At 61.1% G+C, this 13,349-nt stretch carries 13 protein-coding genes; 12 read left to right on the plus strand and 1 reads right to left on the minus strand.

Annotated elements, in window-relative coordinates:
* The first annotated feature begins 35 nt into the window (after window positions 1-35).
* The 7 genes from M8Q45_RS02900 to ispD all read left to right on the plus strand — a co-directional run bounded on the left by M8Q45_RS02900 (window position 36) and on the right by ispD (window position 7,798).
* Window positions 36-983 (plus strand): acetyl-CoA carboxylase carboxyltransferase subunit alpha, encoded by a 948-nt coding sequence (locus tag M8Q45_RS02900; protein ID WP_024779026.1) that lies wholly within the window; start codon window positions 36-38, stop codon window positions 981-983.
* Window positions 984-1,116: 133 nt separating this feature from the next.
* A complete protein-coding gene (gene tilS, locus M8Q45_RS02905; RefSeq protein ID WP_249873503.1) occupies window positions 1,117-2,421 on the plus strand; it encodes a tRNA lysidine(34) synthetase TilS in 1,305 nt (434 codons plus the stop codon).
* A gap of 299 nt (window positions 2,422-2,720) precedes the next feature.
* Window positions 2,721-4,352 (plus strand): CTP synthase, encoded by a 1,632-nt coding sequence (gene pyrG, locus M8Q45_RS02910; protein ID WP_030139477.1) that lies wholly within the window; start codon window positions 2,721-2,723, stop codon window positions 4,350-4,352.
* Between the two features lie 4 nt (window positions 4,353-4,356).
* Complete coding sequence (gene kdsA / locus M8Q45_RS02915) at window positions 4,357-5,202, plus strand: 3-deoxy-8-phosphooctulonate synthase (RefSeq protein WP_030139476.1); 846 nt, start codon at window positions 4,357-4,359, stop codon at window positions 5,200-5,202.
* Between the two features lie 152 nt (window positions 5,203-5,354).
* Window positions 5,355-6,644 (plus strand): phosphopyruvate hydratase, encoded by a 1,290-nt coding sequence (gene eno / locus M8Q45_RS02920; protein ID WP_045155188.1) that lies wholly within the window; start codon window positions 5,355-5,357, stop codon window positions 6,642-6,644.
* Between the two features lie 171 nt (window positions 6,645-6,815).
* Complete coding sequence (gene ftsB, locus M8Q45_RS02925; RefSeq protein ID WP_030139474.1) at window positions 6,816-7,094, plus strand: cell division protein FtsB; 279 nt, start codon at window positions 6,816-6,818, stop codon at window positions 7,092-7,094.
* The gene (gene ispD / locus M8Q45_RS02930; RefSeq protein WP_249873504.1) at window positions 7,091-7,798 is read left to right on the plus strand and encodes a 2-C-methyl-D-erythritol 4-phosphate cytidylyltransferase; all 708 of its coding nucleotides are present in this window, start codon (window positions 7,091-7,093) and stop codon (window positions 7,796-7,798) included. The genes ftsB and ispD overlap by 4 nt, the downstream gene beginning before the upstream one ends.
* 168 nt (window positions 7,799-7,966) lie before the next feature.
* Here ispD and M8Q45_RS02935 read toward each other — a convergent pair whose 3' ends face one another.
* Window positions 7,967-8,863 carry a LysR family transcriptional regulator gene (locus M8Q45_RS02935; RefSeq protein WP_249873505.1) on the minus strand — a complete coding sequence of 299 codons (897 nt, stop codon included), beginning with the start codon at window positions 8,861-8,863 and terminating at the stop codon, window positions 7,967-7,969.
* A gap of 107 nt (window positions 8,864-8,970) precedes the next feature.
* On the opposite strand from M8Q45_RS02935, the gene M8Q45_RS02940 reads away from it, so the two are divergent.
* The 5 genes from M8Q45_RS02940 (at window position 8,971) to surE (ending at window position 13,328) form a co-directional block, all read left to right on the plus strand.
* Window positions 8,971-10,083, plus strand: a complete 1,113-nt coding sequence (locus tag M8Q45_RS02940; RefSeq protein ID WP_030139471.1) for an S-(hydroxymethyl)glutathione dehydrogenase/class III alcohol dehydrogenase — start codon at window positions 8,971-8,973, stop codon at window positions 10,081-10,083.
* 90 nt (window positions 10,084-10,173) lie between these two features.
* Entirely contained in the window at window positions 10,174-11,019 is an 846-nt protein-coding gene (gene fghA / locus M8Q45_RS02945; RefSeq protein WP_249873506.1) for an S-formylglutathione hydrolase, read from the plus strand.
* 43 nt (window positions 11,020-11,062) lie between these two features.
* Window positions 11,063-11,536, plus strand: coding sequence for a 2-C-methyl-D-erythritol 2,4-cyclodiphosphate synthase (gene ispF, locus M8Q45_RS02950; protein ID WP_003184863.1), 474 nt, complete (start codon window positions 11,063-11,065; stop codon window positions 11,534-11,536).
* On the plus strand, window positions 11,533-12,591 hold the full coding sequence (truD, locus tag M8Q45_RS02955; RefSeq protein ID WP_249873507.1) for a tRNA pseudouridine(13) synthase TruD: 1,059 nt from the start codon (window positions 11,533-11,535) through the stop codon (window positions 12,589-12,591). The genes ispF and truD overlap by 4 nt, the downstream gene beginning before the upstream one ends.
* Complete coding sequence (surE, locus tag M8Q45_RS02960; RefSeq protein WP_181289191.1) at window positions 12,579-13,328, plus strand: 5'/3'-nucleotidase SurE; 750 nt, start codon at window positions 12,579-12,581, stop codon at window positions 13,326-13,328. The genes truD and surE overlap by 13 nt, the downstream gene beginning before the upstream one ends.
* Window positions 13,329-13,349: the final 21 nt, after the last annotated feature.

Here is a 13,349-nt window from a genome sequence, read left to right on the forward strand (position 1 = left end):
AAGCTCTCTTGGACGTCGACCCAAGACGGACGCCTATGAACCCGAATTTTCTAGATTTCGAACAGCCGATCGCCGACCTTCAAGCCAAGATCGAAGAGTTGCGCTTGGTCGGTAACGACAATTCGCTGAATATCGGCGATGAAATCTCTCGGCTGCAGGACAAGAGCCGCACGCTGACCGAAGACATCTTCGGCAAGCTGACCAGCTGGCAGATCGCGCGTCTGGCGCGTCACCCGCGTCGTCCCTATACCCTGGACTACATCGACCACATCTTTACCGAGTTCGATGAGCTGCACGGCGACCGTCACTTCTCCGACGACGCCGCGATCGTCGGCGGCGTTGCCCGCCTGGACGACCAGCCGGTGATGGTGATCGGTCACCAGAAGGGCCGCGAAGTGCGCGAGAAGGTGCGTCGCAACTTCGGCATGCCGCGTCCGGAAGGCTACCGCAAGGCCTGCCGCCTGATGGAAATGGCCGAACGCTTCAAGATGCCGATCCTGACCTTCATCGACACCCCGGGCGCTTACCCAGGCATCGACGCCGAAGAGCGCAACCAGAGCGAAGCGATCGCCTGGAACCTGCGCGTCATGGCCCGCCTGAAAACCCCGATCATCGCCACCGTGATCGGCGAAGGCGGTTCGGGCGGTGCGTTGGCCATCGGTGTCTGCGATCAGTTGAACATGCTGCAATACTCCACCTACGCGGTGATCTCGCCGGAAGGCTGCGCCTCGATCCTCTGGAAAACCGCCGAGAAGGCGCCGGATGCCGCTGAAGCCATGGGCATCACCGCCGAGCGCCTCAAAGGCCTGGGCATCGTCGATAAAGTGATCAACGAGCCAGTGGGCGGCGCCCACCGTGACCCGGCTGCGGCCGCTGCGCTGATTCGCGCCGAGCTGAGCTCGCAGCTGTCGATGCTCAAGAAGTTCGACAACGACGCCCTGTTGGCCCGTCGCTACGAGCGGTTGATGAGCTACGGTCTCTGATTCGAACGCTGTACCCTGTGTGGGAGCGCGCTTGCTCGCGATAGCGGTTTAACATTCAACCGATAAGTTGACTGATACGCCGCCATCGCGAGCAAGCTCGCTCCCACATTTGATTGTGTGAAGGCCAGTTTCCATGAATCAGCCCAGGATTGATCTGCCAACCCGGCTCCTCACACAGTTATCCCCCTGGCGCAACGCCGCCGCCTGGCGCATCGCCTTCTCCGGTGGCCTCGACTCCACTGTCCTGTTGCACCTGCTCGCGACCCTTTCGCAACACCACGCCTTGCCCGCGCTGAGCGCCATCCATGTGCATCACGGCCTTCAGGCTGTGGCCGATGCGTGGCCGGAGCATTGCCGTTCGGTCTGTGCGGCCCTGGGCGTGCCGTTGGACGTGGTGAGTGTACAAGTGCGTCCTGGCGCCAGTGTCGAGCGCGCTGCGCGCGAGGCACGTTACGCCGCCTTCGTCGCGGCGATTGGCAGCCATGAAGTGCTGCTCACCGCCCAACACCGTGATGATCAGGCGGAGACCCTGTTGTTTCGCCTGTTGCGGGGGGCGGGGGTGAGGGGGCTGGCGGCCATGCCACGGCAGCGGCCATTGGGCCAGGGGCATCTGCTGCGGCCGTTGCTCGATGTGTCCCGCGTCGAGCTGGAAGCCTATGCGGCGCAGCAAGGCTTGAGCTGGATCGATGACCCGTCCAACGACGATCACCGGTACGCGCGCAATTACCTGCGCCAGCGGGTTTTTCCGATGCTGGCCGAGCACTGGCCGCAAGCCTCGTCAACCCTGTCTCGCAGCGCAGCGCACATGGGCGAAGCCCAAGGCTTGCTGGACGACTTGGCGCGGATCGACCTGGCCCAGGCCGCGACTCCATGTGCGTTCGACTGGCTTGGGCTGCAATCCCTGGCGCTGGCGCCTTTGCGCGCGTTGTCGCCGGCACGTCAACGCAATGCCTTGAGCCACTGGCTGGCGCCGCTGACCCTCCTGCCCGACAGCGATCACTGGGCGAGCTGGGATTCGTTGCGCGATGCCGCGGACGATGCCAGGCCAGTCTGGCGCCTGGCTGGCGGCGAGTTGCACCGGGCCGGCGGGCGGGTCTGGTGGTTATCCGACCACTGGCTGGCTTCGCCGTCAGGCGCCGTCGACTGGGCGGATCCGGCGGTTGCGCTGCGCTTGCCGGACAACGGTCATCTGGTGCTCAACGGCAAGCCGCCTACGGGACCGCTTGTCGTGCGCTATCGTCAAGGCGGCGAGGTGCTGGTGCTGGCGGGGCGTGGTCATCGTGATCTCAAGCGTTTGCTCAACGAAAAGGGCGTGCCGGCGTTCGTTCGCGACCGATTGCCGCTGCTCTATCAGGGCGAGCAATTGCTGGCGGTGGCCAACCTGGCTGGACTCGATACACAGGCTGATGGCACTTGGCAATTGAGCTGGCAGCCATGAAAGCCAAGATCTGGGTTTGAGCTGAAAGGGGCTTTCCGGTAGACTACGCTCCCTTCTTGATACAACTTCTGTGGATTCGCCTGAATTGCAGGAGTTGCCGATTACCAAGCAGTCTTTGCTGGGCGATTCCAAAAAATGTGTAGCGAACAACGTACCGGTGATTTCACCTCCGGTCTGTCCCGACGCGGCGGTTTTTTTGAAAGGTGCACTGTGATTAATGCAGGTGATCGGGGGCTTCGGCCTTCCTTCGCTTTCCCCGGCGGCTCGGACCGCTTTAACGCAGACTTCTAGGGTTTTTCATGACGCGCTACATATTCGTCACGGGCGGTGTTGTTTCTTCATTGGGGAAAGGCATTGCCTCGGCTTCATTGGCGGCCATCCTGGAGGCGCGGGGACTTAAGGTCACCATGCTCAAGCTGGACCCGTACATCAACGTCGACCCGGGCACCATGAGCCCGTTCCAGCACGGTGAAGTGTTCGTCACCCACGACGGCGCCGAGACCGACCTGGACCTGGGCCACTACGAGCGGTTCATCCGCACGACCATGACCCAGAACAACAACTTCACCACCGGCCGTGTCTACGAGCACGTCCTGCGCAAAGAGCGTCGTGGCGACTACCTGGGCGCGACCATCCAGGTCATCCCGCACATCACCGACGAAATCAAGCGCCGCATCATCAAGGGTGCCGGCGACGCGGACGTGGCGATGGTCGAGATCGGCGGCACCGTGGGCGACATCGAGTCCCAGCCGTTCCTCGAAGCCATCCGCCAGTTGCGTTTCGAAATCGGCGCCAAGCGCGCGATGCTGATGCACCTGACCCTGGTGCCGTACATCGCCACCGCCGGCGAAACCAAGACCAAGCCAACCCAGCACTCGGTCAAGGAACTGCGCTCCATCGGCCTGCAGCCGGACGTGCTGATCTGCCGCTCCGATCACCCGATCGACATCTCCTCGCGTCGCAAGATCGCCCAGTTCACCAACGTGGAAGAACGTGCGGTCATCGGGCTGGAAGATGCCGACACCATCTACAAGATCCCGGGCATCCTGCACTCCCAGGGCCTCGATGACTTCGTTGTCGAGCGCTTCGGCCTGCAATGCGCAAGCGCCGACCTGTCCGAGTGGGACGCCGTGGTCGATGCCAAGCTCAATCCAGAGCACGAAGTCACCATCGCCATGGTCGGCAAGTACATGGAGCTGCTGGACGCCTACAAGTCGCTGATCGAAGCGATGAGTCATGCCGGCATCAGCAACCGCACCAAGGTCAACCTGCGCTACATCGATTCCGAAGACATCGAGAACCAGGGCACCGGCCTGCTCGAAGGCGCCGATGCGATCCTCGTGCCGGGCGGTTTTGGCCTGCGCGGCGTGGAAGGCAAGATCACCGCGGTGCAATACGCCCGCGAGAACAAGGTGCCGTACCTGGGCATCTGCCTGGGCATGCAAGTGGCGGTCATCGAGTTCGCCCGTAACGTGATGGGCTGGAAAGACGCCAATTCCACCGAATTCGATCGTGCCAGTGGCCACCCGGTCGTGGGCCTGATCACCGAGTGGGAAGATGCCACCGGCGCCGTCGAAGTGCGTACCGAAAGCTCGGACCTGGGCGGCACCATGCGCCTTGGCGCGCAGGAATGCCTGCTCGAAGCCGGCTCCAAGGTGCACGATTGCTACGCCAAGGACGTGATCGTCGAGCGTCATCGCCACCGTTACGAAGTGAACAACAACCTGCTGCCACAACTGATCGAAGCCGGCCTGAAGATTTCCGGTCGTTCCGGTGACGGTGCACTGGTTGAAGTGGTCGAGGCTGCGGACCATCCATGGTTCGTCGCCTGCCAGTTCCACCCGGAGTTCACTTCGACACCGCGCGACGGTCACCCGCTGTTCAGTGGTTTCGTGAAAGCCGCTTTGGCTCAACACCAGAAAAAGGCATAAGACGATGGCCCAGAAGATCATCCGCGTTGGCGACATCGAGATTGCCAACGACAAACCCATGGTGCTGTTTGGCGGCATGAACGTGCTGGAAAGCCGCGACATGGCGATGCAGGTCTGCGAGGAGTATGTGAAGGTTACCCAGAAACTGGGTATTCCATACGTCTTCAAGGCCAGCTTCGACAAGGCCAACCGTTCGTCGGTGACTTCCTACCGTGGTCCTGGCCTGGAAGAGGGGATGCGGATTTTCCAGGACATCAAGCAAGCCTTCGGCGTGCCGATCATCACCGACGTCCACGAGCCTGACCAGGCCGCGGTGGTCGCCGAGGTCTGCGACATCATCCAGTTGCCGGCCTTCCTGTCGCGCCAGACCGACCTGGTGGTCGCGATGGCCAAGACTGGCGCGGTGATCAACATCAAGAAAGCCCAGTTCCTCGCACCCCAGGAAATGAAACACATCCTGAGCAAGTGCGAAGAGGCCGGCAACGATCAGTTGATCCTCTGCGAGCGGGGTTCGAGCTTCGGCTACAACAACCTCGTGGTGGACATGCTCGGTTTCGGCATCATGAAGCAGTTCGAGTACCCGGTGTTCTTCGACGTGACCCACGCGCTGCAAATGCCTGGCGGTCGCTCCGATTCCGCGGGTGGTCGTCGCGCCCAGGTCACCGACCTGGCCAAGGCCGGCATGAGCCAGTCCCTGGCTGGCCTGTTCCTTGAAGCCCACCCTGACCCTGACAACGCCAAGTGCGACGGCCCTTGTGCCTTGCGCTTGAACAAGCTGGAACCTTTCCTGTCTCAGCTCAAGTCGCTGGATGAGCTGGTCAAGGGTTTTCCGACGATAGAAACCGCGTAACGCGATTTTCTCCGGTAAAGTACCGCTCGATAAACGCTCTGGCCTGCGGGCCGGGCGTTGTCGTCGGCAAGCCTGCCCGCTGCTCTATCCCGCCGACGATAAAGATTTCCTCTCGCTGCGTCGTTTTCGTCAACTTTGGAGTGTTTACAACAATGGCAAAAATCGTCGACATCAAAGGTCGTGAAGTTCTCGACTCCCGTGGCAACCCCACTGTCGAAGCGGACGTGCTTCTCGACAACGGCATCATCGGCAGCGCCTGCGCGCCGTCCGGTGCTTCCACTGGCTCGCGCGAAGCGCTGGAGCTGCGTGATGGCGACAAGAGCCGTTACCTGGGCAAGGGCGTGCTGAAGGCCGTCGCCAACATCAACGGTCCGATCCGCGACCTGTTGCTGGGCAAGGACCCTGCCGACCAAAAAGCCCTCGATCAGGCAATGATCAAGCTCGACGGTACCGAAAACAAAGCCACCCTGGGCGCCAACGCGATCCTCGCCGTGTCCCTGGCCGCTGCCAAGGCCGCTGCCCAGGACCAGGACCTGCCGCTGTACGCGCACATCGCCAACCTCAACGGTACGCCTGGCGTGTACTCGATGCCGGTGCCAATGATGAACATCATCAACGGCGGCGAGCATGCCGATAACAACGTCGACATCCAGGAATTCATGGTGCAGCCGGTTGGCGCCAAGACCTTCTCCGAAGGCTTGCGCATGGGCACCGAGATTTTCCATCACCTCAAGGCCGTGCTGAAGGCCCGTGGCCTGAGCACCGCCGTTGGCGACGAAGGCGGTTTCGCACCGAACCTGGCGTCCAACGAAGATGCACTGAAAGTGATCTCCGAAGCCGTGGCCAACGCTGGCTACAAGCTGGGCACCGACGTGACCCTGGCCCTGGACTGCGCCGCCAGTGAGTTCTTCGAAGACGGCAAGTACAACTTGTCCGGCGAAGGCCAGGTGTTCACCGCCGAAGGTTTCGCCGACTACCTCAAGGGCCTGACCGAACGCTACCCGATCATCTCCATCGAAGACGGCCTGGACGAGTCCGACTGGGCTGGCTGGAAAATTCTCACCGACAAGATCGGCGAGAAAACCCAGCTGGTGGGCGACGACCTGTTCGTGACCAACACCAAGATCCTGAAGGAAGGCATCGACAAGAAGATCGCCAACTCGATCCTGATCAAGTTCAACCAGATCGGCACCCTGACCGAAACCCTGGAAGCCATCCAGATGGCCAAGGCCGCCGGTTACACCGCCGTGATCTCCCACCGCTCGGGTGAAACCGAAGACTCGACCATTGCCGACCTGGCCGTGGGCACCGCGGCGGGCCAGATCAAGACCGGTTCGCTGTGCCGCTCCGACCGCGTTTCCAAGTACAACCAACTGCTGCGCATCGAAGAGCAGTTGAATGGCAAGGCCAAGTACAACGGTCGCGCCGAGTTTCGCGGTTAAGCAGTAAATGGTAAAAAGACAGCGGATTGCGTCGCAAAAGTCGTCAAGGTGGCGGTTTTGCCTCTAATCTGATGCCTTATCAAGCACAAGCCTGGATCTTCCAGGCTTCGTGCTATCAGACGCTTCAAAGTTTGGCATGGCGGTCTTTTTTCACTGGATACCCGATATTCGATGCGCAGTCCCAATTGGTTGTTTCTCGTCTTGCTCTTGTTGCTGGCCGGCCTGCAGTACCGCCTTTGGGTGGGTAATGGCAGCTTGGCGCAGGTGGCCGAGCTGACTCAGCAAATTGCCGACCAGCACGCCGAAAACGAGGCATTGCTGGAGCGTAACCGGGTGATGGACGCCGAAGTGATGGAATTGAAGAAAGGCATGGAGACCGTCGAAGAACGGGCTCGCCATGAACTGGGCATGGTGAAAGAGGGCGAAACCCTCTATCAACTGGCCCAATGAGCATTCGTCCACCGGCCTTCTGGGCCGTGATTCCTGCTGCGGGCATAGGTGCCCGTATGGCCGCGGACCGACCCAAGCAATACTTGCAACTGGGCGGACGCACAATTCTCGAACACAGCCTTGGCTGTTTCCTCGATCATCCGACCGTCAAGGGCGTGGTGGTCAGCGTGGCATCTGACGATCCCTATTGGCCGACACTGGCGTGTGCCAGCGATCCCCGCATCCAGCGCGTGGATGGCGGTGAGCAGCGTTCGGGTTCGGTGCTCAATGCGTTGCTGCACCTTCACGAGCAGGGCGCGGATGATTTCGATTGGGTGCTGGTACACGACGCCGCACGGCCGAACCTGGCCCGGGACGATCTCGATAACTTGCTCCATGAACTGGCGAACGATCCGGTCGGCGGCCTGCTGGGTGTACCGGCGCGCGATACCCTCAAGCGCGTCGACAAGCATGGTCGCGTGCTGGAAACGGTCGATCGCAGCGTGGTCTGGCAAGCCTACACGCCACAAATGTTCCGCCTCGGCGCCTTGCATCGAGCCCTGGCCGACAGCCTGGTGGCGGATGCAGTGATTACCGATGAAGCATCCGCCATGGAATGGGCGGGGCAGGCGCCTCGGTTGATTGAAGGGCGGGCGGATAACATCAAGGTTACCCGGCCGGAAGACCTGGAGTGGTTGCGCCAGCGGTGGGCGAATCGGCGTTAAGCTGGATCTGTTTCCTCGTTGGATCGTCATTGTCTGGGCCGGCGCCATCGCGAGCAAGCTCGCTCCCACAGGGTTTATCGTCGAGTGATGGATGTGTGTTCACACCGGTCCACTGTGGGACCGAGCTTGCTCGCGATGGCGTCATCCCAGACAACAAAAAAACCACTGTCACCCCCGATATTCAGGCCGCTCAGCCAACCCATCCTTCAAGAAATCCACCAACTTTCGCACTTTCGGCGACAGATGCCGTTGCTGCGGGTACAGCGCCCAGACAGCCGTATTCGGCGGCTGATGAGCCTCCAGCAGCGAAATCAACGCACCGCTGTTCAAATGCTCCAGCACGTAATAGTCCGGCAACTGACACAAACCCACGCCTTGCAGCGCCGCATCAAGCACTGCCTGCCCACTGTTACAGCGCCAGTTTCCCTGTACTCGCTGGGAAAATTCCCGCCCATTCTGCTCCAGCTGCCACATGTCGGAGCTGCCGATCAGGCAGTTGTGGCGGCTCAATTCCGACAAGCTGTGGGGGCGACCATAACGTTCCAGGTAGGAGGGCGAAGCGCAAAGGTACATGCGTCGCGGCGCCAGGCGTGCGGCGACCAAGCGTGAGTCCTGCAGGCGGCCAAGGCGAATCGCCAGGTCCAGGCCTTCGTGAACGAGGTCCAACTGGCGATTGCTCAATTCTATGTCCACCCGCAATTGCGGATAGAGGCCCATGAATCGCGTCACCAACGGCACGATAAACCGCTCGCCGTAAGCCACGGCACAGGTCATGCGCAGCATGCCCTTGGGCTCGCTGGTCAAATCGCCAACGGCCCGCAGTGCTTCCTCGCGTCCATCCTGGAGACGCTGACAGTGCTGCAAAAAGGTTTGCCCGGCTTCGGTCAACGTCACACGGCGGGTACTGCGGTAGAGCAGTCGTGTCTGTAGACGTTCTTCAAGCCGTACGATTTGTCGACTGATATGGGAAGACGAAACCCCGAGCCGTTCCGCGGCGGCCGTGAACTGGCTGCATTCGGCCACGGCCACAAACTCGTCGATGCCTTCCCAGCGGTTATCCGGCATGAAGGATTATCCCTGTATGGCAATAATGTTTTGCTTTTGATCGGATTATTCCTCGTCTGGTAGAGGATTACACTCCTGGACTCGTTTTTATTTGCTGGAGTATCCGGATGATCAAGTCCCGCGCTGCCGTCGCCTTCGAGGCCAAGAAACCCCTGGAAATCGTCGAGGTCGACGTGGCCATGCCCAAGGCGGGCGAAGTGCTGTTGCGCGTCGTGGCTTCGGGCGTCTGCCATACCGATGCCTACACGTTGTCCGGCGCCGACCCGGAAGGGATTTTTCCGTCGATCCTCGGCCACGAAGGCGGTGCCATTGTCGAGGCCATCGGCGAAGGCGTGACGTCGGTGGCGGTGGGCGACCATGTGATTCCGCTGTACACGCCAGAGTGCGGCCAGTGCAAATTCTGCAAGTCGGGCAAGACCAACCTCTGCCAGGCTATTCGCGCCACCCAGGGCAAAGGCTTGATGCCGGACGGTACGTCGCGCTTTTCCTACAAGGGCGAGACGATTTTCCACTACATGGGCACTTCGACGTTCTCTGAGTACACCGTGCTGCCGGAAATCTCCGTTGCGAAGATTCCAAAGGAAGCGCCGCTGGAAAAAGTCTGCCTGCTGGGTTGTGGCGTCACCACGGGTATCGGCGCTGTGTTGAACACCGCCAAGGTCAAGCCGGGTGACACCGTGGCGATCTTCGGCCTGGGCGGCATCGGCCTTTCGGCTGTGATTGGCGCCGTGAAGGCCAAGGCCGCGCGCATCATCGCGATTGACATCAACCCGGCCAAATTCGAAATCGCCAAACAACTGGGCGCCACTGATTGCGTCAACCCGAAAGACTTCGACCGTCCGATCCAGGAAGTCATCGTTGATATGACGGACGGCGGCGTGGACTTTTCCTTCGAGTGCATCGGCAATGTGCAGTTGATGCGTGCCGCGCTGGAGTGCTGCCACAAAGGCTGGGGCGAGTCGGTGATCATCGGCGTGGCCGGGGCTGGCCAGGAGATCGCCACCCGTCCATTCCAACTGGTGACCGGGCGCGTCTGGCGTGGTTCGGCGTTTGGCGGCGTGCGCGGTCGCACTGAGTTGCCGAGCTATGTGGACATGGCCGAAAAGGGCGAGATCCCGCTGGATACTTTCATCACCCACACCATGGGCCTGGAAGACATCAACAAGGCGTTCGACCTGATGCACGAAGGCAAGAGCATCCGTACCGTCATTCATTTTTAAGGAGCAGCGGCAAGCTACAAGCTACAAGCTGCAAGTGGGCATGCTCCTCTCTTGCAGCTTAAAGCTTGCCGCTTGCCGCTGAGGTGAAGAATGAACCTCGAAAACATCTCTTGCCAGAAAAGCTTCGGCGGCTGGCATAAGCGTTACCGGCACCGTTCCGAAGTGCTCGGTTGTGACATGGTGTTTGCCGTGTACCTGCCGCCGCAAGCCGAGCAGGGCGGCAAGCTTCCTGTGCTGTATTGGCTGTCCGGGCTGACCTGCACCGACGAGAACTTCATGCAAAAGGCCGGTGCCCAGCGCATGGCCGCCGAGCTGGGGCTGATCATCGTCGCGCCGGACACCAGCCCCCGTGGCGCCGACGTGCCGGGCGATCCGGACGGTGCTTGGGACTTCGGCCTGGGGGCGGGGTTCTATCTGAACGCCACGCAGGATCCTTGGGCGCGGCACTATCGGATGCATGACTACGTCGTGCAGGAATTGCCGACGCTGGTCGAAGCGCATTTCCCGGCTTCGGATAAACGTGGCATCAGCGGTCATTCCATGGGCGGCCATGGCGCGCTTGTGTGCGCCTTGCGCAACCCTGGGCGTTACCGTTCGGTGTCGGCTTTTTCGCCGATCAACAATCCGATGGATTGCCCATGGGGACAGAAAGCGTTTTCTCGCTACCTGGGGGAAGATCGCTCGAAATGGCGCGAGTGGGATGCGTGCGCGTTGATCGCCGAGGCGGGCGAAAAGCTGCCGCTGCTGGTGGACCAGGGCGATCGCGATGATTTCCTCGCCAACCAACTCAAGCCCGAGGCCTTGCAACAAGCGGCGAAAGCGGCCGGCCATCCATTGGAACTGCGCCTGCAACCGGGCTATGACCACAGCTATTTCTTCATCGCCAGTTTCATCGATGAACACTTGCAACATCATGCTCGCGCTCTAAACGCCTAATGCAGGTAGAATCACGCCCTGACAAAAATCGGGGCGTTTTTTTATGCGTATTGGCCACGGCTACGATGTTCACCGTTTCGCTGAAGGCGACTTCATTACTCTGGGCGGCGTGCGGATCGCACACGGCTTCGGGCTGCTCGCGCATTCTGACGGTGATGTCCTGCTGCACGCCTTGAGCGATGCACTGCTCGGCGCGGCTGCCTTGGGCGATATCGGCAAGCACTTCCCCGACACCGACCCGCAATTCAAGGGCGCCGACAGCCGCGTGCTGCTGCGTCATGTGGTTTCGTTGATCCACGCCAAGGGCTGGAAAGTCGGCAACGTCGACAACACCATCGTCGCCCAAGCCCCCAAGATGGCTCCGCACATCGAAGCGATGCGCCAGTTGATTGCCGAGGATCTCCAAGTTGAGCTGGACCAAGTGAACGTGAAAGCCACCACTACCGAGAAGCTTGGCTTCGTCGGTCGCGAAGAAGGTATTGCCGTCCATTCCGTTGCCTTGTTGCTGCGCCCATGACCGAACTGGAACTGTTGGGGCCACGGGCCCATGGTGAGTCGTTGGGCAGCGCGGTACTCAAGGCCAGCGCTGAGGATTTCCAGGTCGATGAAGTGCTCGACATTCCGTCGACCGGCGATGGCGAGCACCTGTGGATCTGGGTGGAAAAACGTGGCTTGAACACCGAAGAGGCAGCCCGGCGTATCGCCAAGGCCGCTGGTGTTCCTTTGCGAACGGTCAGCTACGCCGGGCTCAAGGACCGTCAGGCCCTGACCCGTCAGTGGTTCAGTGTGCAATTGCCCGGCAAGGCCGATCCGGATTTGTCGGCGGCAGAGAACGACACCTTGAAAATCCTCAAGGTCGCTCGCCACCGTCGCAAGCTGCAGCGCGGCGCGCACTCGGCCAACGGCTTTACCTTGCGGCTGACCCAGTTCAAGGGCGACAAGGACGCCATCGACGCGCGTCTGCAGCAGATTGTGCGTGAGGGGATCCCCAATTATTTCGGCGCCCAGCGCTTTGGCCACGATGGCGGAAACGTGGTCGATGCGCGTGCCTGGGCTGCACGCAAGGCTTTGCCGGAACAGCGCAACGTACGTTCGCGGCTGTTGTCGACGGCGCGCAGTTTCCTGTTCAACAAAGTGCTGGCGGCCCGGGTGGCCGACGGTACCTGGCAACAAGCCCGGGTGGGCGACTTGCTGGCATTCACCGACAGCCGTAGCTTCTTTCCGGCCGGGGAGGCCGAGTGCAGCGATCCGCGCCTGGCGATTCTCGACCTGCATCCCACTGGACCGCAGTGGGGCGAGGGGCCTTCGCCCGCCGCCGGAGATATTTTCGAGCTGGAACAGGCGATTGCCCAAGGCGAGGCTGACCTTCGGGATTGGTTGATAAACGCGGGAATGAGTCACGAACGTCGCATCCTGCGACTGCCCATTGGCGGGCTGTCGTGGCATTATCCCGAGCCTGACATTCTGCAACTGGAATTCGTCCTGCCGGCCGGATGTTTCGCCACTGTCTTGGTGCGCGAACTCGTCGATCTGGTGCCGGTGGGGCAGACGGACAGCCCATGCGTATTCTGATTTCTAACGACGACGGGGTCACAGCGCCCGGTCTTGCCGCGCTTTATGCTGCGCTGGCGGATTTTGCCGAGTGCGTAGTGATCGCCCCGGACCAGGACAAAAGCGGCGCCAGCAGTTCGCTGACGCTCGACCGTCCGCTGCACCCGTGCTATCTGGACAACGGCTTCATCAGTCTCAACGGTACGCCAACCGATTGCGTGCACCTGGGCCTGAACGGCCTGTTGGAGCGCGAGCCGGACATGGTGGTCTCAGGTATAAACCTGGGGGCCAACCTGGGCGACGATGTGCTGTATTCAGGCACGGTCGCCGCAGCCTTGGAAGGCCGTTTCCTGAACCAGACGTCCTTTGCCTTTTCGTTTGTTTCACGGCAGGTCGACAACTTGCCCACCGCCGCCTACTTTGCCCGCAAATTGGTAGAGGCCCACGGTGAGCTGGACCTGCCGCCGCGCACGGTACTGAACGTGAACATTCCGAACTTGCCGCTCGATCACATTCGTGGCATCCAACTCACTCGCCTGGGCCACCGTGCCCGCGCCGCCAGGCCGATGCACGTCGTTGATCCGCGCGGCAAGGCCGGCTACTGGATCGCCGCTGCCGGCGACGCCGAAGATGGCGGGCCCGGCACGGACTTCCATGCCGTGATGCAAGGCTATGTCTCGATCACGCCCTTGCAGCTCGATCGAACCTTCAACGAGGCCTTCAGGCACCTTGATGGCTGGCTGGAGGGGCTGCACTGATGGCGCGTGAACAAGACGATA

It is taken from the genome of Pseudomonas sp. T1.Ur (genome assembly GCF_023516725.1).
In the GTDB taxonomy this organism is placed as follows: domain Bacteria; phylum Pseudomonadota; class Gammaproteobacteria; order Pseudomonadales; family Pseudomonadaceae; genus Aquipseudomonas; species Aquipseudomonas alvandae.